Annotated in this window: 19 protein-coding genes and 1 pseudogene; 14 read left to right on the top strand and 6 right to left on the bottom strand. The window is 72.0% G+C overall.

Annotated elements, in window-relative coordinates; all coding sequences use genetic code 11:
- The first annotated feature begins 29 nt into the window (after nt 1-29).
- From IE206_RS29670 to IE206_RS29640, 7 genes are read left to right on the top strand one after another with little or no spacing between them, the layout of a single operon-like run.
- Nucleotides 30-467: a phage tail protein gene (locus IE206_RS29670; RefSeq protein ID WP_053724988.1), complete on the top strand. Its 438-nt coding sequence runs from the start codon at nt 30-32 to the stop codon at nt 465-467.
- Between the two features lie 3 nt (nt 468-470).
- Nucleotides 471-1,193, top strand: a complete 723-nt coding sequence (locus tag IE206_RS29665) for a CIS tube protein (protein WP_189967440.1) — start codon at nt 471-473, stop codon at nt 1,191-1,193.
- The gene (locus tag IE206_RS29660) at nt 1,190-3,118 is read left to right on the top strand and encodes a VgrG-related protein (protein WP_189967438.1); all 1,929 of its coding nucleotides are present in this window, start codon (nt 1,190-1,192) and stop codon (nt 3,116-3,118) included. Before IE206_RS29665 ends, IE206_RS29660 begins: the two co-directional genes overlap by 4 nt.
- Nucleotides 3,119-3,128: 10 nt before the next feature.
- Complete coding sequence (locus IE206_RS29655; protein ID WP_189967435.1) at nt 3,129-3,569, top strand: GPW/gp25 family protein; 441 nt, start codon at nt 3,129-3,131, stop codon at nt 3,567-3,569.
- Nucleotides 3,569-5,515, top strand: a complete 1,947-nt coding sequence (locus IE206_RS29650; protein ID WP_189967433.1) for a putative baseplate assembly protein — start codon at nt 3,569-3,571, stop codon at nt 5,513-5,515. The genes IE206_RS29655 and IE206_RS29650 overlap by 1 nt, the downstream gene beginning before the upstream one ends.
- Entirely contained in the window at nt 5,512-6,078 is a 567-nt protein-coding gene (locus IE206_RS29645) for a phage tail protein (RefSeq protein WP_189967431.1), read from the top strand. Before IE206_RS29650 ends, IE206_RS29645 begins: the two co-directional genes overlap by 4 nt.
- 6 nt (nt 6,079-6,084) lie before the next feature.
- Nucleotides 6,085-7,383: an NADase-type glycan-binding domain-containing protein gene (locus IE206_RS29640; protein WP_189967429.1), complete on the top strand. Its 1,299-nt coding sequence runs from the start codon at nt 6,085-6,087 to the stop codon at nt 7,381-7,383.
- Between the two features lie 106 nt (nt 7,384-7,489).
- Here the strand turns inward: IE206_RS29640 and aspS are convergent, their stop codons facing one another.
- The gene (gene aspS, locus IE206_RS29635; RefSeq protein WP_189967588.1) at nt 7,490-9,256 is read right to left on the bottom strand and encodes an aspartate--tRNA ligase; all 1,767 of its coding nucleotides are present in this window, start codon (nt 9,254-9,256) and stop codon (nt 7,490-7,492) included.
- Between the two features lie 178 nt (nt 9,257-9,434).
- Here aspS and IE206_RS29630 point away from each other — a divergent pair, with 178 nt between their 5' ends.
- Nucleotides 9,435-11,609 (top strand): SpoIIE family protein phosphatase, encoded by a 2,175-nt coding sequence (locus IE206_RS29630; protein ID WP_189967427.1) that lies wholly within the window; start codon nt 9,435-9,437, stop codon nt 11,607-11,609.
- Here IE206_RS29630 and IE206_RS29625 read toward each other — a convergent pair.
- The 5 genes and pseudogenes from IE206_RS29625 to IE206_RS29605 all read right to left on the bottom strand — a co-directional run bounded on the left by IE206_RS29625 (nt 11,546) and on the right by IE206_RS29605 (nt 15,506).
- On the bottom strand, nt 11,546-12,637 hold the full coding sequence (locus IE206_RS29625) for an AI-2E family transporter (protein WP_373301002.1): 1,092 nt from the start codon (nt 12,635-12,637) through the stop codon (nt 11,546-11,548). The genes IE206_RS29630 and IE206_RS29625 overlap by 64 nt on opposite strands.
- 346 nt (nt 12,638-12,983) lie before the next feature.
- Nucleotides 12,984-13,694 (bottom strand): annotated as a pseudogene (locus IE206_RS29620) (pirin family protein); the annotation flags it as partial.
- A 180-nt stretch (nt 13,695-13,874) separates the two neighbouring features.
- Nucleotides 13,875-14,336, bottom strand: a complete 462-nt coding sequence (locus IE206_RS29615; RefSeq protein ID WP_189967423.1) for an SseB family protein — start codon at nt 14,334-14,336, stop codon at nt 13,875-13,877.
- 44 nt (nt 14,337-14,380) lie between these two features.
- Nucleotides 14,381-14,674, bottom strand: a complete 294-nt coding sequence (locus IE206_RS29610; protein ID WP_189967421.1) for a DUF397 domain-containing protein — start codon at nt 14,672-14,674, stop codon at nt 14,381-14,383.
- On the bottom strand, nt 14,655-15,506 hold the full coding sequence (locus IE206_RS29605) for a helix-turn-helix domain-containing protein (protein WP_189967419.1): 852 nt from the start codon (nt 15,504-15,506) through the stop codon (nt 14,655-14,657). Before IE206_RS29605 ends, IE206_RS29610 begins: the two co-directional genes overlap by 20 nt.
- 118 nt (nt 15,507-15,624) lie before the next feature.
- Here IE206_RS29605 and IE206_RS29600 point away from each other — a divergent pair, with 118 nt between their 5' ends.
- From IE206_RS29600 to IE206_RS29575, 6 genes are all read left to right on the top strand, one after another.
- Nucleotides 15,625-15,861, top strand: a complete 237-nt coding sequence (locus IE206_RS29600; protein ID WP_189967417.1) for a hypothetical protein — start codon at nt 15,625-15,627, stop codon at nt 15,859-15,861.
- 115 nt (nt 15,862-15,976) lie between these two features.
- A complete protein-coding gene (locus IE206_RS29595; RefSeq protein ID WP_189967414.1) occupies nt 15,977-17,806 on the top strand; it encodes an acyl-CoA dehydrogenase in 1,830 nt (609 codons plus the stop codon).
- Nucleotides 17,807-18,297: 491 nt separating this feature from the next.
- A complete protein-coding gene (locus tag IE206_RS29590) occupies nt 18,298-19,593 on the top strand; it encodes a M18 family aminopeptidase (protein ID WP_189967412.1) in 1,296 nt (431 codons plus the stop codon).
- Nucleotides 19,594-19,674: 81 nt separating this feature from the next.
- The gene (locus IE206_RS29585; RefSeq protein WP_189967410.1) at nt 19,675-19,893 is read left to right on the top strand and encodes a DUF6458 family protein; all 219 of its coding nucleotides are present in this window, start codon (nt 19,675-19,677) and stop codon (nt 19,891-19,893) included.
- A 157-nt stretch (nt 19,894-20,050) separates the two neighbouring features.
- Nucleotides 20,051-22,768: an AfsR/SARP family transcriptional regulator gene (locus IE206_RS29580; RefSeq protein WP_189967408.1), complete on the top strand. Its 2,718-nt coding sequence runs from the start codon at nt 20,051-20,053 to the stop codon at nt 22,766-22,768.
- Nucleotides 22,769-22,958: 190 nt separating this feature from the next.
- The gene (locus tag IE206_RS29575) at nt 22,959-23,744 is read left to right on the top strand and encodes a DUF4232 domain-containing protein (RefSeq protein ID WP_189967406.1); all 786 of its coding nucleotides are present in this window, start codon (nt 22,959-22,961) and stop codon (nt 23,742-23,744) included.
- Nucleotides 23,745-23,777 lie beyond the last annotated feature (33 nt).

The following is a 23,777-nucleotide window of genomic DNA, read 5'->3' as shown; positions in this document are numbered from 1 at the left end:
CTGACAACTCCTACCGACGGAAGACCCCCATGCCCTCCACCCTTGACCCCGGCTCCACCGTCTTCTTCAAGCTGACCATCGACGGCCAGAACCTCGGCCTGTTCAACGGCTGTGACGGTCTCGCGTCCGAGGTCGAGGTGGAGCAGCGCCAGGAGGGCGGCAACAACGGGTTCGTGTGGCAGCTGCCCACCCGGGTCACGTTCTCCACGATCCGGCTGACCCGCCCGCTGACCGCCGACACCTCCAAGGTCGCGTCCTGGATCTCCTCGCTCGCCTCCGGCATCACCCGGCCCACCGCTCAGATCGCGGCCCTGCGCGCGGACGGCTCGATCGTCGCGCAGTGGGGCCTCATCGAGGTGCTGCCGGTGCGCTGGACGGGCCCGAGCCTCGACCCGGCGAGCCCGAGCGTGGCCACCGAGACGCTGGAGATCGCCCACCACGGTTTCACCGACGCAGGGGGTGCGTGAGCAATGGCCGCTCCGACCGGAGGAAAGGCCGCGGGTCTGTCCCGCGCCACCCTCGCCATCCACCAGCCGCCCACCGACCTCGGTGGTGCGATGGGCGGGCTCATGGGCGAGGTCAAGTTCCAGTTCAACCCGTCGCAGGTGCAGCTGGGCCGCTCGTCGACCTGGGTCGTCATGCCGGCCATCGCCTACACCCGGGGCGCACCGGCCAAGTTCACCGGCGCGCAGCCCGCCTCCCTCCAGCTGGAGGTGTTCCTCGACGCGTCGGGCACGCCCAGCTCCAACACCGTGCAGAAGCAGGTCGACCTGCTGCTCTCGTGCTGCGAGGTCACCCCGCAGAGCATCGCTTCGAAGGCGCCTTCGCCGCCGTTCGTGAAGTTCAGCTGGGGCTCGTTCTCGACCGTCCAGTTCACCGCGTACGTCACCAGCGTGAACGCCAACTACACCCTGTTCAGCCCCAACGGCATGCCGCTGCGGGCTACTTGCACGCTCTCGCTGACCGAGGTCGCGACCAACACCAAGGGCCAGAACCCGACCTCGGGCGCCCTGTCCGCGCGCCGCGTGCACCGCACGGTCGCCGGGGACACCCTGGCCTCGCTGGCCTGGCGCGAGTACGGCGACGCCACCCGCTGGCGGGTCATCGCCGAGGCCAACGAGATCGACGACCCGATGCGGCTGCGCCCCGGCACCGAGCTGCTCCTGCCCGCTTCCTCGGAGGGTGCCGCGTGAGCGAGAAGACCTTCACCACCGTCCTGCACGTCCAGATCAACGGGACGGTCCTGCCCGACCCGCTGGCCGTGCGCCTCATCGAGGGCTGGGTGGACGCGTCCGTCAACGTCCCCTCCGCCTTCCAGCTGACCTTCAGCGACAAGGACGGCGTCGTCACCACCAAGTACCCGATGCTGAAGATCGGCGCGAAGGTGGTGCTCAGCCCGTTCACCGACAGCCGGCGCGGCGACCCGATGCTGACCGGCGAGATCACCGCCCTGGAGGTCGACGCCGAGCCCGGCACCGGCCGCCAGCTCGTCGTGCGCGGCTACGACCCCGGCCACCGGCTGCTGCGCAACCGCCGCGTCGCGGGCTACCCGAGCATGACCGCGTCCGACATCGTGCGGCGCATCGCCGGCCTCAACGGCCTCGCGCTCGGCAAGATCGACTCGACGCCGACGGTGTACGACCTGGCGACCCAGCCCAACATCACCGACTGGGACTTCCTGTCCCGCCTGGCCGCCGAGAACGACGTGCGGCTGTCCTTCGACAACATGGGCAAGCTCAACTTCGCCGAGCTGAAGCCCGCCTCCGGGGCGCCCTCCGACACGACCCCGGCGGCGCAGAGCCCGTACGTCCTCGACTTCGGCACGAACACCCTGCACAGCCGGATCGCGATGACGTCGGCCGGGCAGGTCAAGAAGGTCAACGTGCGCGGCTGGGACATGCGCACCAAGCGCCAGCTCGCCGCGCCCGCACCGGCCGTCACGAGCAAGGACATCGTCGCCGACATCACCCCGGCCGCGGTGACCACCCCGTTCGGCGCGGCCGAGCTGACCGCCACGCAGATCCCGTACACCACGCTGTCCGAGGTCACAGGCGCCGCGAAGGCGCTGGCCGACGACGTCACCGGCGCGTTCGCCGAGCTGGAGGTCGCCGTCACCGGCAACCCCGACCTCAAGCCCGGCACCCCCATCGCCGTGAAGGGCGCCGGCTTCCCCTTCGAGGGCAAGTACACGGCCACCGGCGTGCGCCATGTCTTCGCGTCCGGCGAGCAGTACACGACCTGGCTCAACGTCTCGGGCCGCCAGTTCCGTTCGCTGTACGGGCTCGCCTCGGGCGGCACCGACCAGGCGCCCCCGATGCCGGGCGTCGCGATCGCCCTGGTCACCAACACCAAGGACCCGCTGCGGCTCGGCCGGGTCCGGCTGCGCTTCCCGTGGCTGTCCGAGACGTACGAGAGCGACTGGTGCCGCGTCGCCCAGTTCGGCGGCAAGGGCGGCGGCGGGCTGCTCCTGCCCGACGTCAACGACGAGGTGCTCTGCGCCTTCGACCGGGGCTCCCTGGAGCACCCGTACGTCATCGCGGGGCTCTACAACGGCATCGACAAGCACACCCGCGAGCCCGACAACATCCCCGTCGTCGACCCGACCAGCGGGCAGATCAACTGGCGCTCCCTGACCGCCCGCAGCGGCCACACCGTCGAGCTGCTCGAAGAGGGCGGGGCGGCCCGGCTTTCCAGCGGCATCCGCCTTCGCACGGGCAAGGGACGGCTGCACATCCAGCTGAACGAGGCCCGCACCTCCCTCACCATCAGCAGCGACGGCAGCGTCGAGATCAAGGGGACGCGCAGCGTCGACATCGAGGCGGGCGGCAACCTGTCCCTGAAGGCCGGCGGCCTGCTGAGCCTGAAGGCCGGCGCCGGCATCGAGATGGACGCCGCCATGGCCATCAACGTCAAGGCGGGCCTCGCCTTCGACGTGAAGGCCGGCGGCGAGGCGTCCGTCGTCGCGGGCGGCGCGGTGTCGCTGAACGCGGCCGGCGAGGCGGCCATCACCGCGATCGCGAACGCCAGCATCACCGCGGCGACCGTCGCCATCAGCGGAGCGGCCGCCATCGAGCTGACGTCTCCGGCCCCGCTGTCCAACGGCATGCCGATCATCTAGGAGAGTTGAGATGAGCGAACACTTCGTCGGGGCCGGCTGGGCGTTCCCGATGCGCACCGACCCGGGCGGCGGCATCGCCCTGGCCCGGCGCGACCGCGAGATCGAGGAGTCCATGCGCCTGGTGCTCGCCACCGCGCCGGGCGAACGTCCCATGCGTCCCGAGTTCGGCTGCGCGGTGCACGACCTGGTGTTCGCGCCCGTCAACGACGCCACCGCCGGGCGCATCCGCTACGAGGTGCGCACCTCGCTCGACCGCTGGGAGCCCAGGATCGAGGTCGAGGAGGTCACGGTGACCCCGGCGCCCGACGAGCCGACCGTGCTGCACATCGACGTGCGGTACTCCGTGCGCGGCACCAACAACCCGCGCAGCCTCGTCTTCCCCTTCTATGTGATTCCCTCCGAGGGCGGCGACCAGCCAGGCCCCACGGCCCGCGAAAGCGAACGACACTGATGGCCCTGCCCGCACCCCATCTCGACGACCGCCGCTTCCAGCAGTTCGTCGACGACGCCAAGCGCTACATCCAGCAGCGCTGCCCCGAGTGGAGCGACCACAACGTCTCCGACCCGGGTGTCACCCTCATCGAAGCCGTCGCGCACATGGCTGACCAGCTGGTGTACCGGCTCAACCGGGTCCCCGAGAAGAACCAGCTCGCCTTCCTCGACCTGCTCGGCGTGACGCTGTTCCCGCCGTCGGCGGCCAAAGCGTCGGTGACGTTCTGGCTGTCCGCGCCGCAGACCGAGCCGGTCCTGCTGCCCCGGGGCACCGAGGTCGCCACCGGCCGCACCGAGACCGAGGAGGCGGTGGTCTTCGCGACCGAGGACGATCTCACGATCGTGCCCTGCAGCCTCAGTCACGTACTGCGCCAGCCCACCGGCTCGGCACCCGAGGACTGCTCGCAGGACGTGCTCGGCGGCACCGACGTCTCGGTGTTCAGCCCGAGCCCGCTCCCCGGCGACGTGCTGCTCTTCGGCCTGTCGGCGGCCCTGCCCAACTGCACGGCCGCGGTGCGCATGGAGAGCCGCGTCGACGGTGTCGGTGTCGACCCGCGCCAGCCTCCCCTGGTGTGGGAGGCGTGGACGGCCGACGGCTGGACGGAGTGCGAGGTCGCCGAGGACACCACGGGTGGTCTCAACCGCCCCGGCGAGGTCGTCCTGCACATGCCGGCCGCGCACGCGGTGTCCCGGATGGGCCGCCTGGACGCGGGCTGGCTGCGCTGCCGCGTCGTCGAGGCCGCCCCCGGCCAGCCGTTCTACAGCGTCTCGCCGACGGTGCGCAGCGCCTCCGCGTTCACCATCGGCGGCACCACCCGGGTCTCGCACGCCGAGACCGTACGGGACGAGTCCCTCGGCGACTCCGAGGGCGTCCCGGGCCAGCGGCTGATGCTGGCGAACGCGCCCGTCGTCGGCGGCGCACGCCTGGAGATCTCGGCGGGCGAGGGCTGGGAGGAGTGGGAGGCCGTGGACGACTTCGCCTCCTCCGGTCCCTTCGACCGCCACTTCACCCTGGACGCGGCGACGGGCGAGATCGCCTTCGGCCCCTCCGTGCGCCAACCGGACGGCACGGTACGGCAGTTCGGTGCCGTCCCCATCAAGGGCGCCGCCATCCGCGCCTCCCGCTACGGCACCGGCGGCGGCCGATCCGGCAACGTCGCCCGGGGTTCCATCCAGGTCCTGCGCAGCTCGATTCCGTACATCTCCCGCGTGGAGAACCGGGAGGCGGCGCGCGGCGGCGTCGACGGCGAGACCGTCGAGGAGGCGAAGACCCGCGCGCCGATCGCGCTGCGCGCCCAGGAGCGCGCGGTGACCGCCCGCGACTACGAGGAGCTGGCCCGCCGGGCCGCCCCCGAGACCGCCCGCATCGCGTGCCTGGCGGCTGACGCGGCCGAGTCGGGCGACAACGCGGTACGCGTCCTGGTCGTCCCGCAGGCCGTCCCCGACCGGGGCGGACGCCTGCGCTTCGAGCAACTGGTCCCCGGCGACGAGCTGTTGGGCCGCGTGACGACCTTCCTGGACGACCGCCGCCCCCTGGGCACCCGCCTGGCGGTGGGCCCGCCGTTCTACCAGGGCGTGACCGTGGTGGCCACCTTGCACTCGTTCCGCGCGGCGAAGGCGGACCACGTACGCGACGAGGCGCTGAACGCCCTGTACTCCTACCTGGACCCGCTGACGGGCGGCGCCCACGGCACGGGCTGGCCGTTCGGCCGCCCGCTGAGGGCGGGCGAGATCTTCGCGGCACTGCAGAGGGTCCCGGGCGTGGAACTGGTGGACGAGGTGCTGTTGCACCCGGCAGACCCCCTGACAGGCCGCCGGGGCGACGCCACCGACAGGATCGAACTCTCCCCCTCGGCCCTCCTCTTCCCCTTCGACCACCGCGTGCGCGTGATCGAGGCGCGATGAGTGCGCGGGGATCGGTGGAGGGGCTCGGCTCGTCGCACCCGCTGGGCGCCGAGCTGCCCGCGGTGTACGCGGACGACGACTTCGCCCAGCGTTTCGTCGAGGGCCTGGACGTGGTCCTGGCCCCGCTGTTCAACGTCCTGGACTGCCTGGAGGCGTACTTCGACCCGGCGCTGGCCCCCGAGGACTTCGTGGACTGGCTGACGGGCTGGGTCGGCACGGAGCTCGACGGCACGGAGCCCCTGGAGATCCGGCGTCATGCCGTGGCGACGGCGGTGTCCCTGCACCGGGTCCGGGGCACGGCCCAGGGCCTGGCCCGGGCGGTCCAACTGGCCTTCGGGGTACGCCCCCAGATCACCGAGAGCGGCGGGGCGACGTGGTCGGCCCGCCCGCTGGGCCCTTTCCCGGGCGCCCCCAGGCCGTCCCTCCGCGTCACCCTCCACGTCTCCGATCCGTCCACCGTCGACCCGCACCGCCTGCAGGCGGTGGTGGCGGCGGCCCGACCCGCCCACCTCCCTTTCACGGCCGAGGTATCCGCGAAAACCCTTACCCACGAAGGGAATTGACCTTTCATGTCCACCCCGGCCATGGTCCCCTGCCCCGACTGCGGCACCCCGGCCCGAGCCACGGGCCAGTCGTTCTGCGACTCCTGCGGAGCGTTCCTCCGCTGGAGCGCCCCGACGACCCCGACGACGCCTTCGGCAGACCGGACCCCTTCGGGGGACGCGGCCCCGGACGCCCCGGAAGGCCCGGGGGGCTCCGGCTCGCCGGCCCCGGCTGCGAGCGCTGCCCCGGCGGGCCCCGCCGCCGCCGCGGAGGGCGCGACCCCGCCCGCCGGAACCCCGGACACCGCCCCCGACCGCACCGAACGGGACGCGGCCAACCCCTCCGAGCCCGCTCCCGCGGCGGGTGCGAACCCCGCCGGCCCGGCCGCGCCCGCGACCCCGGAAGCCGTGACGACCCCCATCCCCGCCGTGGCGGACGGCGCGGGAGACACCACCCCCCTCCCCGAGGCACGGGCAACCTCAGCGGCAGACGCCGCGCGAGCCCTCCTCGTACCCGTACAGGCACCGAGCGCGACCCCGCCCCCCGAGGCCCCGGGATCGGTGCTCCCCGGCCGCCCGGAGGCAGCCCGTCCCAAGGTCCGCACGGCACCCCACACCCCCGCCCCGGAAAACGGCACGCCCTGCCCCGCCTGCGGCACCCCCAACCACCAGCACCGCAACTTCTGCCGAAGCTGCGCGACCCCGCTGACCCCGCGCCGCGAGGACAACGCGACGGGCCCGTACGCGGGCCAGCGCCCCGCGCTGCACAGGGACAGGAAGCGCTGGATAGCAAGGGCGCTGATAGCAGCGGCAGTCGTGGCCGTCGTCGTAGGAGGGGTAATCGGCGGCCCCCCGGCGGCAAGGGCGGTACAGGACCACTTCGCGAAGCGCGTGGCCGTGCACCCGACGCTGTGGACGGCCTCCCATGAGGACCCGAACCACAAGGCGGCCCTGGCGGGCGACAGTTACTCCAACACGTGGTGGGGCACGGGCTACGCGGAGGACGCGGCGGGCACGTACCTGGAGGCGACGTTCGGCCAGCCGACCGACCTCCTGGCCCTGCTGATCACCCCGGGCACGTCGAAGCGCCAGGGCCAGCAGTCGGAACAGGCCCGCCCCCAGGAGTTCGACCTGGTGGTGACCGACTCCAGCGGCAAGCAGCACACGTCGCACCGCACCCTGAACGACGGCGGAGTGCAGCGCGTGGACGTCCGCGTACGCAACGCGGCTTCGGTCCGCATCATCCTGCGCTCGGCGTTCGGCGCGGCGAAGGACAAGCAAGTAGCAATAGCGGAGGTGGAGTTCTTCGCCCGCTCGAAGAACTGAGGGAGCAAGGGGGTGCCGGGAGGAACCGGCGCCCCCTCTCCGCACGCCTCGGACGAACCAACCCCCCGAGCCGCGGCCCAGGGGGTTGGAAAGGGGGGAAGCCCCCTTACTTCTCCGACACCGGCTTGCGCAGCGCGATGTTCAGCTCGCGCAGGCGGGACTCGTCCAGCTCCGTCGGCGCGCCCATCATCAGGTCCTGCGCGTTGCCGTTCAGCGGGAACGCGATGGTCTCCCGGATGTTCGGCTCGTCCGCGAGCAGCATCACCATGCGGTCGACGCCCGGCGCGATGCCGCCGTGCGGCGGGGCGCCGAGGCGGAACGCCTTGAGCATGCCGCCGAACTCGCGCTCCACGGTCTCCCGGTCGTACCCCGCGATCTCGAACGCCTTGAACATGATGTCGGGCTCGTGGTTACGGATCGCGCCCGACGACAGCTCGATGCCGTTGCAGACGATGTCGTACTGCCAGCCCAGGACGTCCAGCGGGTCCTGGTTCTCCAGGGCCTCAAGACCGCCCTGCGGCATCGAGAACGGGTTGTGCGAGAAGTCGATCTTGCCGGTCTCCTCGTCCTTCTCGTACATCGGGAAGTCGACGATCCAGCAGAACCGGAACACGCCCTCCTCGAAGTGCCCGGCGCGCTTGGCGGCCTCGACCCGTACGCCCGACATGATCTTGGAGACCTCGTCGAACTCGCCCGCGCCGAAGAACACCGCGTGCCCGGGGACGAGGCCGAGGCGCTCGGTGAGCACCTTGACGTTCTCGTCGGTCAGGAACTTCGCGATCGGGCCGGACAGCGAACCGTCCTCGCCGACCCGCACCCAGGCCAGGCCCTGCGCGCCGAGCGAGACGGCGTACTCGCCGAGCCCGTCGAAGAACTTGCGGGACTGGCCCGCCACGTCCGGCACCGGAAGGGCGCGCACGTGCTTGCCCGCGAACGCCTTGAACTCCGAGCCCTCGAACACGTCGGTGATGTCGGCGAGTTCGAGCTTGGCGCGCAGGTCGGGCTTGTCGTTGCCGTACTTCAGCATCGACTCGCGGAACGGGATCCGCGGGAACGGCGACGTGACGTGGCGGCCGCCCCCGAACTCCTCGAAGAGCTCGGTCATGAGCTTCTCGATGGGCTGGAACACGTCCTCCTGCTCGACGAAGCTCATCTCGACGTCGAGCTGGTAGAACTCGCCCGGCGAGCGGTCGGCGCGGGCGTCCTCGTCGCGGAAGCAGGGCGCGATCTGGAAGTACCGGTCGAAGCCGGAGATCATCAGGAGCTGCTTGAACTGCTGCGGGGCCTGCGGCAGCGCGTAGAACTTGCCCGGGTTCAGCCGGGACGGCACCACGAAGTCGCGCGCGCCCTCGGGGGAGGTCGCCGCCAGGATCGGGGTGGCCATCTCGTTGAAGCCCAGCGCGACCATCTTCGAGCGGATCGAGGCGATCACGGCGCTGCGCAGCATGATGTTGCGGTGCATGCGCTCACGGCGCAGGTCCAGGAAGCGGTACTCCAGGCGCCGCTCCTCGTTCACGCCGTCCTCGGCGTTGATCGTGAAGGGCAGCGGCGCGGCGGCGCCGAGCACCTCGACCTCGCCGACCTCGATCTCGATCTCGCCGGTCGCCAGCTCACCGTTCACGTTCTCGGCGCCGCGCGAGACGACCTTGCCGTCGACGCGTACGACGGTCTCCTTGGACAGCTTGTCCAGGGCCTCCGCGCCGGCCGTGCCGGGCCGGGCGACCAGCTGCGTGATGCCGTAGTGGTCCCGCAGGTCGATGAAGAGAATGCCGCCCAGGTCTCGGCGATTGTGCAGCCAGCCGCTCAGCCGGACGTCGCTGCCGACGTCGGAGGCGCGGAGCTCGCCGCAGGTGTGGGACCGGTACCGGTGCATCATTCATCCAATTCTTCGCGAACCGTGGCCGCGATCTTCGCGAGATTCTTCGCGAGACAGGCGGGAATCAACCAGTCCAGGTTACCGCCCGGTCCTGCGGGCGCGGTCTCGGCGGCGGGCGCCCCCGGTCGGCCACGCTCGGTGGCGGCCGGTCCCGGGATCTTCTTAAATAGGGGCAATGCGCACAGAGGACGTCCTGGCCGCGATCGCGACTGGCCTGTGGCGCTGGGACAACGCATCCGGGACGGTCACCCTCGACGCAGAGGCCGCCCGGCTCCTCGGTCTGCCCGCACAGCCGGCCACCCTGAGCGAGGCCGCCGTACGCTCCCGCTTCCACCCCGTCGACTGGAACGAGGTCGACGGCATCGTGAACCTCGCCGTCGCCGAGGGCACCCTCGCCGAGGTCCGGCTGCGGATCATGGACGAGAACGGCCGGGTCCTGCGCACCGTACGCAGCCGCTCCAAGCCCATCGCCAACGGCGAGAGCTACCTCCTGATCGGCACCATCCAGGAGGTCGCCGAGCCGCAGCCCGGCACCACCGCCGCCCACCCCTCCATCACCGGCGACTGGCGCCGCTCGCGCGAGGCCTTCCTCCTGGACGCCGGCCGCGCGCTCGCCGAGGCCCGCTCCACCTCCGAGGTCCTGCGGGTCGCCGCCTCGCTGTCCATGCCGGGCTTCTCGCCGGACGGCCTCGCGGTGTTCGGGGTGGCCGGCGACCGCCTCACGATCATCGGCCACCACGGACACAACCCCGGGGACGACGGCCCGTTCGCGGACATGGCGCTCGACATGGACTATCCGGCCGCCGACGTCGTACGCCACGGACGGGCCATCTACCTGCCGACGCCGCAGGAGTACCGGCGCCGCTTCCCCGCCACCTGGCCGCTCGCCCAGCGTTTCGACCGCCAGTCCTGGGCGTTCGTCCCGCTGATCGTCGCGGGGCGCACCATCGGCGCCTGGATGGCCGCGTTCAAGCACCCCGTCGCCTTCACCCCCGACGAGCGGTCGGTCCTCACCACGGTGGCCCGCATGCTCGCGCAGGCCCTGGCCCGCGCGGGCGAGGCGGAGAGCGAGCGCGAGCTCTCGCTCGGCCTGCAGCGCGCGATGATGCCGACGCTCGGCCCGGAGATCCCCGGCATGACGGTCGCCGCCCGCTACGTCCCGACCGGCGGCGGCCTCCAGGTCGGCGGCGACTGGTACGACATGATCCCGCTGCCCGGCTCCCGTACGGGGGCCGGCGGCGGCAGGTTCGCGCTGGTCATCGGTGACGTACAGGGCCACGACGTGCGGGCCGCCGGCCTCATGGGCCAGCTGCGCATCGCGCTCAGGGCGTACGCGAGCGAGGGCCACAGCCCCGACGCGGTCCTCTCGCGCGCCTCCCGCTTCCTGTACGGGATCGCCGAGTCGTACGGGGTGCCCGACCCCTACGGCGACGGGTACGAGGACTACGCGCCGCGCTTCGCGACCTGCCTGTACATCGAGGTCGACCCGGCCACCGGCACCCTCGACATCGCCCGGGCCGGCCACCCCGACCCGGTGATCCGCACCGCCGACGGCACCGCCCTGATCCGCGCCACCGCGGGCGGCCTGCCGCTCGGCATCGAGGCGGACTCCGACTACCCGACGACCCGGCTCGTCCTGGACCCCGCCGAGACGATCATGATCTGCACGGACGGCCTGATCGAGACCGGCGGCCACGACATGGCCAGCGGCTGGACGCGGCTGCGCCCGGTCCTGGAGAAGCACACCGGCGAAAGCCTGGAGCAGCTCGCCGACGAACTCGTCCAGGCCGTGCACGGCCCGTCCTCGCACCACACCACGGGCCCGCTGGTGGACCGCCGCGAGGACGACATCGCGCTGCTGCTGCTCCGCCGCAACGTCGCCGGCGGCGCGGGGACGGCCCCGCCCGCCGCGGTCCGCCGCACCGCGCTGACCATCGCCCAGGCCGAACCCGAGCGCATCGCGGGCGCCCGCCGCCAGCTGCGCGAACTCCTGCACGACTGGGCGGACGAGGAGCAGGTCGACTCGGCGGTCCTGATGATCTCCGAGATGATCACCAACGTCCTGGTCCACACGGACGGCGACGCGCTGCTCGTGGCCGAGGCGCGGGGCGAACTCGGCACCCGCCGCCTGCGCGTCGAGGTGGCCGACGCCAGCGACGAACTCCCGCACCGCCGCCGCCCCGGCGAAATGGCCTCCAGCGGCCGCGGCCTGATCCTGATGGAGATGCTGGCGGACGCGTGGGGGGTGGACCCGAGGGGCGACGGGAAGTCGATCTGGTTCGAGCTCTACGAGTCGGGTGGGACGGGTGCGCCGGGTACGTCCGATGCGGGCCCGTCGCCGTCGGAGTAGCGCTTCCGCAGCTCCCCCAGCACGGCGAAGGCGGCCGCCGCGACCGGCACCGCGAGCAGCATGCCGATCAGGCCCGCGACACTGGCGCCCGCGGTCAGCGCGATCATGATCATCGCGGGGTGCATCTGGACGGTACGGCTCTGGATCACCGGTTGCAGGATGTGCCCTTCGAGCTGCTGCACGGCGAGGACGATCCCGAGGGTCCACAGCGCGATGCCGAACCCGCGGTCGGCGAGCGCGACGAGCACGGCGACCGCCCCGGAGACGAAGGCGCCGAGGTAGGGGATGTACGCCCCGATGAAGACGAGCGCGCCGAGCCCGATGGCCCCGGGCACGCGAAGGACGAGCAGCCCGACGGTGATGCAGATGGCATCGATGAAGGCGATGAGAGTGGTCCCCCGCATGAACCCTTCGACCGCCTCGAAGGCGCGGCGGGCCATGGCCTCGACGGTGTCGCCGGCGCCGCGCGGGGCGAGGGAGTGGGCGAGGCCGACGGCCCGGTCGGAGTCCTTGAGGAAGAAGAAGGTGAGCAGCAGCGCGAGGACGCTGGTGGCGAGCAGCGAGCCGAGCAGGCTGAGCCCTTCGAGCACCCCGCTGGCGGCGCCCGCCCCGAACTTGGAGAGCAGCTTTTTGGCGTTGTCGGCGAGGTTGGTGACGCCGTCCCCGCCGGCCACCCCGAAGTGATCGGCCACCCACTGCCCGGCCTGCTTGAGCGAGGCGACGATCTGGTCCCCGGTGTCGATGAGCGCACTGACGACGACGTACCCGGCCCCGCCGACCACCCCGACGAGCGCGACACAGGTGAGCGCGGCGGCGAGCGACCGCCTGAGCCTCATCCGGATCAGCCATCGGTGTACGGGCCCGAGCAGCGCGGTCCCGAGCAGGGCGAGCAGCACGGGAGTGACGGCGGTCTTGAACACGACGCAGAGCCAGGCACCGACGCCCACGACCCCGGTGACGAGCAGCACGACCACGCACCACGCCCCGATCCGCCGGGCGGGTTCGGGGAGCAGGGGGCGTGGGTCCACCCTGTCAGCGGACCACGGCGCGCCCGCGTCCGCCTCAGCTGCGGTCCACATGGGTGACTGGCCGTCAGGTACCGCCGGGTCGCTCGTGGCCGGCCGACAACCGCCCTCGCGTACCGCGAAACCGCCAGGAGGGCCTTGTGGAGGGAGAGTTGACTCCTCCCGGGCCTCGCTGCCGCCCGAGGAGCGCCCCCCGGCTCCGTCCGTACGGCTCGAAGCGCACGCGTCGGGGAACACCCGGGTGTACCAGGCAGGGCGCGACCACTACAACGGCCGCGCCTCCCGCGACGACTGACGGCACGCCACGCCCCTACCCCGGCGGGCACCCGGAGCCCGGGGTCCGGGGAACTCACATGCCGTGGACCGCCGGGATCGTGCCGAGGCGTCCCTTCTGGAAGTCCTCGAAGGCCTGCTCCAGCTCGGCCCGCGTGTTCATGACGAACGGCCCGTAGTGGGCCATCGGCTCGCGGATCGGGCGGCCCCCGAGCAGCACGACCTCCAGGTCGGGCGCGTGCGAGTCCTGGCGCTCGTCGGCCCGGACGGTCAGCGAGCCGCCGTCCCCGAACACCGCGGTCTGGCCCATGTGAACGGGCCTTCCCTCGGCCCCGACCGAGCCGCGCCCGGCCAGCACGTACGCGAGCCCGTTGAAGTCGGGGCGCCACGGCAGCGTGACGGACGCGCCCGGCCGCAGCGTGGCGTGCACCATCGTGATCGGGGTGTGCGTGATGCCCGGCCCCTCGTGCCCGTCGAGCGAGCCCGCGATGACCCGGAGCAGCGCGCCGCCGTCGGCGGAGGTGAGCAGCTGGACCTGGCCGCCCCGGATGTCCTGGTAGCGCGGGTCCTTCATCTTGTCGGCGGCCGGCAGGTTGACCCACAGCTGGAGCCCGTGGAAGAGCCCGCCGGACATGACGAGCGACTCCGGCGGCGCCTCGATGTGCAGCAGCCCGGAGCCCGCCGTCATCCACTGGGTGTCGCCGTCGGTGATGGTGCCGCCGCCCCCGTTGGAGTCCTGGTGCACGAAGGTGCCGTCGATCAGGTACGTGACCCGGCCGCGCCGAGGCGCCCTCCGGCAGCAGGCATGGGACGGCCCTCCTTGCGGGATGCTCTGCATCCAAAGTAGTTGAATGGTGAACATCCTGCAAGGCGGTCCCATTCCCGCCCGGCCCCGGACGCACTTCGGGCCCGTACCCCAAGGGATACGGGCCCGAATGCGAGGCCGTTCAGGACGTCGGAACCACGGCTACCCGTACATCCGCCGCATCGCGAAGTCGACCATCTGCTCCACGGCCTTCGCGTCGAAGACCATCCGGTGGTCGCCCTCCATGTCGAGCACGAAGCCGTACCCGGTGGGCAGCAGGTCGATGACCTCGGCGCCGGTGATCACGAAGTACTTGGACTCCTTGCCCGCGTACCGGCGCAGTTCCTTGAGCGAGGTGAACATCGGGATGACCGGCTGCTGGGTGTTGTGCAGCGCCAGGAACCCGGGGTTGTCACCGCGCGGGCAGTACACCCGGGCCCCCGCGAAGATCTGCTGGAAGTCCTCGGCCGAGAGCGACCCGGTGGTGAAGGCCCGCACCGCGTCCGCGAGCGAGGGCGGCGACGGCTCGGGGTACAGCGGCTGCTCCCCGTACCCGCCCGGCATCTGCTGCTGGGGCGGGGCGTACTGCTGCTGTGCGCCCGGATTCTGGTCGTAGCCGTACATGGGGCCACAGCCTACCGACGCGGCGTGGCGGCGGACACCTCGTCTCAGCCCCCGAGGGAGCTTGCCTTCACCCCGGCGACAAAGGGCGCCCAGGCCCCGGCCCCGATGACGATCGCCGGTCCGCCCAGCACCTTGGAGTCCCGGACGGGAACGACCCCGGGGAGGTTGTCGGCGACCTCTACGCATTCGCCGCCGGTCGCGTTGCTGTAGCTGCTCGTGCGCCAGCGCGCCGCCCCGAGGAAACCCTCGGCGACCTCGACGCAGTCGCCACCGGTCGCGTTGCTGTAGCTGCTCTTGCGCCACAGGGCGGTGCTCAAGTCAAGCTCTGTGCTTGCCATTTCGGTAGCCCTTCGCCGCTTGCTCGATCATGGCCAGGGACGTCTCCGGCGGTAGCGCCGCGGCCCTGAGCAGATCGTACGACCTGCGGTAGTCCTTCACGAGGGCCGGATAGTCGATCAGTTGGCCGCTGTGCTGACTCTCGATGTAGATCACCGGTGGAGCGTCAGGAAAGGTCATAACCTTGATGACGCCCATCATCAGCGGGTGGGCACCGGCGGTTTCCGGAAGGATCTGCAGAACGCTTTGTGTGGAGCGGACCACGTGGGCGATGTGGTCCGACTGCTCCGCCATCTCCCCGGGCGGCAGCAGTGGGTTGCGGATCAGCGACTCGTGCAGGACGCCCCAGAACGCTGGGCGGTCCTCGCACTCCCAGAGTTTTGCGCGCTCCAGCCGGGCCTGCACCTGCTTCTCGACATCTGCTGGACGCAGCCATGGAGCCCCGCTCTGAATGACCTTCCGGACGTACGCCTCCGTCTGCAGCAGGCCTGGGATGAGCGTGGGCGCCCAGTCCTCAATCGACTCTGCATGCCGCTCCATCTCCGCGACATCCACGAAGTACTCCGCATGCCCCGACTGCTTCGCCTTGCGCGCGTCTTCACAGCGCCGCTCGAAAAAGCCGTCCGTCCCCAGCTTCTCGTCCACGTGCTGGGCCAAGTCGAGGGGCATCCGGCGTTCGCCGCGCTCGATCTGGCTCAGGAACGGGATGCCTCTGAAGCTGCCGTCCGCCAACTGTTCGAGCGTGAGACCTGCGGCCTCCCTCTTGTAGCGCAGCTCCGCACCATAGAAGGACGGGACGTTCGCCGACGCGTCAGGTTCCTTACGAGAGGGCACAACTCACCACCACCGTTTGCCAGTTGTCGAGCGCAACGTGAACCCCTTCCGAAGGTAATGGACCCGGCACCACTCTGTGAGGGCTTCGTCACACACCGCACTCACAGGAGGCACCCCCATGAGCAAGCCCGCCCCCCTCGCGCCGCGCCGCGACGACACGTACAAGGTCGTCATGGAGCTGCGAGCCGCCCTCGCCGAGCACGGCATCACGCTGCCCTCGCTCGGGCGGGACTTCGGTGCGCCCCCGCTCGTCATCCTCGGGCACTGCAATACGGCCACCGCGCGGGCGCTCGCGGCGGCACTGGGGGGCTCGCCCCAGCGGGACCGCCCGGCTCAGCAGAGTTCCACTGCCTGACACGTCACAGTTCTCGGCCAAAGGTTGCGCGTTATTACCGACGGGTAGCATCATCGGAGCTACTGACCTACTTGCTGGTAGATGTAACCGACACCCTGCTTACGGAGCGGTCGCCATGGGGCACTACAAGTCGAATCTCCGCGACATCGAGTTCAACCTCTTCGAGGTACTCGGACGCGACAAGCTGTACGGCACCGGCCCGTTCGGGGAGATGGACGTCGACACCGCCAAGTCGATCCTGGAGGAGATCGCCCGTCTCGCCGAGAACGAGCTGGCCGACTCCTTCGCGGACGCCGACCGCAACCCGCCGGTCTTCGACCCCGCGACGAACACCGCTCCGGTCCCGGAGTCCTTCAAGAGCTCGTACAAGGCGTTCATGGACTCCGAGTACTGGCGGCTCGGCCTGCCCGAGGAGATCGGCGGCACCGTTTCGCCGCGCTCCCTGATCTGGGCGTACGCCGAGCTGCTCCTGGGCTCGAACCCGGCGATCTGGATGTACTCCTCGGGCCCGGCGTTCGCCGGCATCCTCTTCGCCGAGGGCAACGAGGCGCAGAAGAAGGTCGCCGAGATAGCGGTCGACAAGCGCTGGGGCTCCACGATGGTCCTGACCGAGCCGGACGCGGGTTCCGACGTCGGCGCCGGCCGCACCAAGGCCGTCCAGCAGGACGACGGCTCCTGGCACATCGAGGGCGTGAAGCGCTTCATCACCTCCGGTGAGCACGACATGGAGGAGAACATCCTCCACTACGTCCTCGCCCGCCCCGAGGGCCACGGCCCCGGCACCAAGGGCCTGTCCCTCTTCCTCGTCCCGAAGTTCCACTTCGACTGGGAGACCGGCGAGCTGGGCGAGCGCAACGGCGTGTACGCGACGAACGTCGAGCACAAGATGGGCCTGAAGGCCTCCAACACGTGCGAGATGACGTTCGGCGACCAGCACCCCGCCAAGGGCTGGCTGATCGGCGACAAGCACGACGGCATCCGCCAGATGTTCATGATCATCGAGTTCGCCCGCATGATGGTCGGCACGAAGGCGATCGCGACGCTGTCGACGGGTTACCTGAACGCCCTTGAGTACGCCAAGGAGCGCGTCCAGGGCAGCGACCTCTCGCAGTTCATGGACAAGACCGCGCCGAAGGTGACGATCACTCACCACCCGGACGTGCGGCGCTCGTTGATGACGCAGAAGGCGTACGCCGAGGGCATGCGCTCGCTCGTCCTCTACACCGCCTCCATCCAGGACGCGATCCAGGTCAAGGAGGCGGCGGGCGAGGACGCCAAGGCGCTCATCGGCCTGAACGACCTCCTGCTGCCCATCGTGAAGGGCTACGGCTCGGAGAAGTCGTACGAGAAGCTGTCGGCCGAGTCGCTGCAGACCTTCGGCGGCTCCGGGTACCTCCAGGAGTACCCGATCGAGCAGTACATCCGTGACGCCAAGATCGACACGCTGTACGAGGGCACGACCGCGATCCAGGGCCAGGACTTCTTCTTCCGGAAGATCGTCCGGGACCAGGGCGCGTCCCTGAACGCCCTCTCCGAGGAGATCAAGAAGTTCCTCGCCGAGCAGAACGGCAACGAGGCGCTGGGCGGTGCGCTCGACTCGCTCGCCACGGCGGCCGTCGACCTGGAGGCGATCGTCGGGACGATGATCACCGACCTGACGGCGACCGGTGAGGACGTCAAGAACATCTACAAGGTGGGCCTCAACACGACCCGCCTGCTGATGGCTTCGGGCGACGTCGTGGTCGGCTACCTGCTTCTGAAGGGTGCCGCGGTCGCCGCCGAGAAGCTGTCGTCGGCGTCGGCGAAGGACGTGCCGTTCTACACGGGCAAGATCGCGGCCGCGAAGTTCTTCGCCGCGAACGTCCTGCCGGGCGTCGGCACGGCGCGTGCGCTGGCCGAAGCGGTGGACGGCTCCCTGATGGACCTGGACGAGGCGGCGTTCTAGCCCTTCAGGTCCCCCGCGGAACCGGGGGCTCGGGGTGGTCGGACCCCGGGCCCCTTTCGCGTGCCCTGAAGCCCTTGTTCCGCGTGCGCGGAAGCCCTCGTTCCGCGTGTGCGGGGGAGCAGCGTTCTCCGTACGGGGAGGCAAGGGTGCGCCCCCGGACCCCTCTGGCAGGCCGGCTGCCGGACCGGCTTCCCCCACCCCACCCCTTCCCGAAACCCTCCGGGGGTTGGGAAGGGGGGAAGCCGGGTTTCCTGGGGCTCCGCCCCAGACCCCGTTCGCGCCTTGAGGGCGCTCGTCCTCAAACGCCGGACAGGCTGAAGATGCCCGTACCGCATGCCGCCAGGGGCGCGGGGAACTGCGCGAGCAACCACGCACGGTCCGCAGCCGACCCACTCACCCCCGGCGGGTTTCGGGAAGGGGCGGGGAGGGGCATCCCGGGGTCCGGGGCGGAGCCCCGGGGAGCGGGGGTGCGGCGCCGCTAGGGTGGCCGCATGAGCACACCGCCCCGCTTCGACCGCGGCCACACCGACGACCTGATGACCTTCCTCGCGGCGAGCCCGTCGCAGTACCACGCCGTGGCCAACGCGGCCGCACGCCTGGAGAAGGCCGGGTTCCGGCAGGTCCAGGAGACGGACGCCTGGGACGGCACGCATGGCGGAAAGTACGTGCTGCGCGGCGGCGCCATCGTGGCCTGGTACGTCCCCGAGGACGCCCAGCCCCACACCCCGTACCGGATCGTCGGCGCCCACACCGACTCCCCGAACCTGCGCGTGAAGCCGCAGCCGGACTCGGGGGCGTACGGCTGGCGGCAGGTCGCCGTCGAGATCTACGGCGGGACGCTGCTCAACACCTGGCTCGACCGCGACCTCGGCATCGCGGGCCGCCTCACCCTCAGGGACGGCAGCCACCGCCTGGTCAACGTGGACCGCCCGCTGCTTCGCGTTCCGCAGCTGGCCGTGCACCTGGACCGCTCGGTCAACACCGACGGGCTCAAGCTCGACCGCCAGCGCCACCTCCAGCCGATCTGGGGCCTCGGCGACGACGTACAGGAAGGCGACCTGATCCGCTTCCTGGAACAGGAGGCCGAGCTCGACGAGGGCGAGGTGGCCGGCTGGGACCTGATGCTGCACTCCGTCGAGGCGCCCGCCTACCTCGGCCGCGACCGGGAGCTGGTCGCCGGGCCCCGCATGGACAACCTGCTCTCCGTGCACGCCGGGGCGGCCGCTCTCGCCGCGGTGTCCGGCTCCGAAGACCTCCCCTTCATCCCCGTGTTCGCCGCCTTCGACCACGAGGAGGACGGCTCGCAGGCCGACACCGGCGCGGACGGCCCGCTGCTCGGCAACGTCATGGAGCGCTCGGTGTTCGCCCGCGGCGGCACCTACGAGGACCGCGCCCGCGCCTTCGCAGGAACGATCTGTCTGTCCTCCGACACCGGCCACGCCGTGCACCCCAACTACGCCGAGCGGCACGACCCCACGCACCACCCGCGCGCCAACGGCGGCCCCATCCTCAAGGTCAACGTGAACGCCCGGTACGCCACCGACGGCGCCGGACGCGCCGTGTTCGCGGCCGCCTGCGAGCGCGCCGGGGTCCCGTGGCAGACCTTCGTCTCCAACAACGCGATGCCCTGCGGCACCACGATCGGCCCGATCACCGCGGCCCGGCACGGCATCCAGACCGTCGACATCGGCGTGGCCATCCTGTCGATGCACAGCGCCCGCGAACTGTGCGGCGCCGACGACCCGCACCTGCTCGCGAACGCCCTCACCGCGTTCCTGGCGGGCTGAACCACCGCACCGCAGACGGGGATTGACCGTCCCGGACCCGGGTACCCGGACGGCCAATCCCCTTCTACGGAGGCGAGATTCATGGGTTTGGGCGGCTGCATCATCCTCATCGCGGTGGGGGCGATCCTCACGTTCGCGACGGACTGGCACGCCAAGGGTGTGAACCTGGATGTCGTGGGCCTGATCCTGATGGCCGTCGGCATCATCGGCGTGGCCGTCTTCACCAGCGTGCTGCGCCGGCGGCGCGTCGTACCCGGCGCCACCATCGTCGAGGAGGAGCACCGCGACCACCTGACCTGACCCCTACGGGCAGCTGCGTCGACCGCCTCACGTGAGCCGCGCCACCTGCGCCCCGGGAGGTGGGGCCACCCCCTTCGGCCCCGCGTATCCTCGACTGTCCGGGCCCTGACCAGGTCCGGGGGAAGCCGGGAACGGGGAGCAAGGGGGTAGCGCCACCGTGGAGTTCCGCGTCCTGGGAACGGTGGCCGTGGCGAGCGAGGACGGCGCGTTCCTCGCGCTCGGCCCCGCCAAGCGCCGCAGCCTGCTGGCCATGCTCCTGCTCCAGCCCAACATCGCCGTACCCGTGGACCGCCTCACCGAGGCCCTGTGGGACGAAGAGCCGCCCCTGCACTACCGCACCGTCCTGCAGGGCCACGTCTCACGGCTGCGCGCCCTGCTCGCCGAGCACGGCGCCGAGGCGTACGGCATCGAACTGGCCACGCAGGGACCGGCGTACGTCCTCAGGCTCCCCGAGACCCTCATCGACGCGCACCGCTTCGAGGAACTCGTCACCCTCGCCCGCGACCAGCGCCGCCCCGGCGACGCGGTGCTCATGCTGCGCGAGGCGCTCGCCCTGTGGCAGGGCCCCGCCCTCACCGGCACCGTCACCAGCCCGCCCCTGCAAGCCGCGTCCCACACCCTCGAAGAGCTCCGGCTCGCCTCGGTGGAGGCACTCGCCGAGGCGTACGGGGAGCTCGGCGAGCACGGCCGGGCCGCCGCCGTGCTGCGCACCGAAGCCGTCGCCCACCCCCTGCGCGAGCCCATCTCGGCCGCGCTGATGCTGGCCCTGAGCCGCTCGGGCCGCCAGTCGGACGCCCTCGAATGGTTCCACCGCACCCGCCGCCTGCTCGCCGACGAGCTCGGCGTGGACCCGGGCCCCGCCCTCTGCGAGGCGTACGCCGAGATCCTGCGCACCGGCACCCCCGTCACCCCGTCCACACCGGCCGACGACGAGCCCGAACCGGCCGTCGCCGTACCGGAGTTGCTGCCGCGCCGACCCCGCGGCTTCACCGGCCGGCACGCCGAGTTCACCGCACTCGGCCTGGCCGCCGCCGGGGAGTACGGCGCCATCGCCCTGGTCACCGGCGGCGCCGGCGTCGGCAAGACCGCGCTCGCCGTGCACTGGGCGCACGAGCGCCAGGGCGACTTCCCCGACGGCCGCCTCTTCGCCGACCTGTGCGGCTACAGCGACACCCCTGCCCGCCAAGTCACCGTCGTCCTGCGGGAGTTCCTGCTCGCGCTCGGCGTGCCCGTGCACCGCATACCCGAGACCGAGTCCGGCATGGGGGCGCTGTACCGCTCGCTGACCGCCGACCGCCGGATGCTGGTCGTACTCGACAACGCCCGCGACTCCGAGCAGGTCCGCCCGCTGCTGCCGGGCGGCGACCACTGCGTCACCCTGGTCACCAGCCGTGACCGGCTGGGGGGCCTCGTCGCCTCCGACGCGGCGCGCCCCGTCCGCCTCGACGAACTGCCCGCCCCCGACTGCACCGCTCTGCTCGCCGCCGTGCTCGGCGAGGACCGGGTCGCCGCCGAACCCGAAGCGGCCGCCCACCTGGCCGCGCTCTGCGACGGCCTCCCGCTCGCCCTGCGCGTCACCGCCGCCCGCCTCGCCGCCCGCCCCCAGTGGACGCTGGCCGCCCTGGCCCGCGAACTCGCCGACGAACAGCGCCGCCTCGGCCTCCTTCGCGTCGAGGACACCGGGGTCGCCGCCGCCCTGCGCCTGACCGTGCAGCAACTCCCCGAGCAGGCCCGCCGGATGTTCCGCGCGCTCGGCCTGCACACCGGCTCCGAACTCGACCGCTACACCGCCGCAGCCCTCGCGGGATGCACCCCCGACCAGGCCGCCGCCGCCCTGGACCGGCTCGCCGCCGCCCACCTCGTGGTCGAATCGGGCCCGCACGGCCCCGACCCGCGCACCCGGCCGGACTCGTACACCCTCCACGACCTTGTACGCCTCTACGCCCGCGCGCTCGCCCCCGAGGCCGACCCCGACGGCCTCGCCCGCCTCCTGGACCACTATCTGCACACCGGCCTCGTGGCCACCGCCACCGCCGAGCCCGGCAGCCAGCCCTGCTTCACCCCGCCGCCCGGGGCCCGGCGCCCCGCCGCGGTGCGCGAATTCGAGGACCGCCAGGCCGCACTCGCCTGGTACGAGGCCGAACGGGCCACCCTGCGCGGAGCAGTCGCAGCCGCCGTCGCCGCCGGGATGCACGACCGCGCCTGGCGGCTCGTCCTCCTCCAGTGGCCGCTCATCCTGTGGCGGGTCCGCGACGGCTGGGTCCCGCTCCTCGAACAGGCCCTGGAATCAGCCGAGTGGGAGCAGGAGCTCGACGCGCAGTCCCGCACCCGCGCCCTGCTCGGCTGGGTCCTGCACGAAGAGGGCCGTTACGACGAGGCCCTCGCCCAGCTGGAGAAGGCCCCCGACCTGGCCCGCCAGGCGGGCGACGTCACCAGCGAGGCCATCGCCCGCATGAACCTGGCCCTCATCCTCACCCAGTACGGCGAGGTCGATCGCGCCGGCGACCTGCTCGGGCACGCTCTGACCCTGGCGGGCCGGGCCCGCGACCGGTCCACCGAGATGCTCGCCCACCAGCACCTGGCCCGGCACTTCCTCACCGCCCGCGCCTACGGCCTCGCCGCGGAGCACGCCCAGCGCGGCCTCGAACTCGGGCCCTCTCCGGAGGCGATCCCGCGCCGGGTGCTCCTGCGCACCAGCTACGGCGAGGCCCTGGCCGGCCTCGGCCGTACGGAAGAAGCAAGCCGCGAGCTCACGATCGCGGCCCGCGAGGCCGACGACCACGGCTACGAGGAGGGCGCGGCGGCGGCCCGCGCTTGCCTGGCGAACCTGGCCGCCCCGGCCGGCCCGGAGGCCCTGCCGCGCGCACAGCCTTGACCGGCTCGCGTCATAATGACGCGCCACCTCATATCGTTTCGATGCGCACGCCTCACAACGACGCGCCGCCTCGTGCCGAACGTCTTGCCTTCACGGGCGCGTTGGCCAAACGATGGAGACGCCCGCGAGGCTGGCGCGGCACATGTTCTGAATGGCTTGCCTGGTTGCTGGATTCGGAGTGGGGGACGCGATGCGCAGGGCCCGGGGCAGGGGGGCTGTCATAGTCGGCCTCACCGTGCTGCTCGGCGCGCTGACGGCCTGCACGGACCGCGTGCCGGCCGCCGCTCCCGGCACCGGTACGACAACGGTGTCGAACGGTTCCGGCGCGCCCCGGTCCGGCACCCCGCAGGAGCAGCCGCCCGGCCCGTCCCTCCCCGCGACCGGCCGCGGCACGGCCGCGCAGAGCCCGCAGCCCGGCGCCGGTTCCGCGACCCCGGCCGTCCCGCCCCCGGGCGGCCCGCCGCCGTCCGTCCCCGGCACGGACAGCCGCACGGGCCCGTTCGAGGACGGCGGTGAGGACGCCCGCGTCTTCTGCTCGCCCAGCGCGCTGTCCCTCACCTTCCGCATCGGGGGCGACAGCCGCGGCGGTGGCGGCTCCCGGCCCGGCGCGGACGTGCGGGGCGGGAGCGACGCGGTCCTGCTGGTCCGCAACACCTCCGGCCACACCTGCGTCCTGTACGGCGCCCCGACGCTGGCCGTCCTGGACGACAGCGGCCGGGCCGCACCTCTCGTCTCGACCCCGGCCAAGCCGTTCGCGAAGCCCTTCGCCCTGCACCCCGGGGCGAACGGGGTCGCCAGGGTGCACTACACCCCGCTCGGCGGCTGCCCGGCCCGGGGCTCGACGGTGCGCGTGACGCTGCCCGGCTCCGACACGGTGAACACCCTGCCGGTCCTGGACAGCCACGGCCGCCCGGCCGCACTGCCCCTGTGCGGCCCGGCCCCGCGCACCGGCCCGTTCAAGCCGGGCTTCGGGTAGGGCCGGGCTCGGCCACAGCCGGGCTTCGGCCGG

The sequence above is a fragment of the Streptomyces violascens genome (assembly GCF_014649955.1).
In the GTDB taxonomy this organism is placed as follows: domain Bacteria; phylum Actinomycetota; class Actinomycetes; order Streptomycetales; family Streptomycetaceae; genus Streptomyces; species Streptomyces violascens.
Note: the sequence above shows the minus strand (reverse complement) of the source record. Positions and strands in the feature narration are given on the sequence as shown.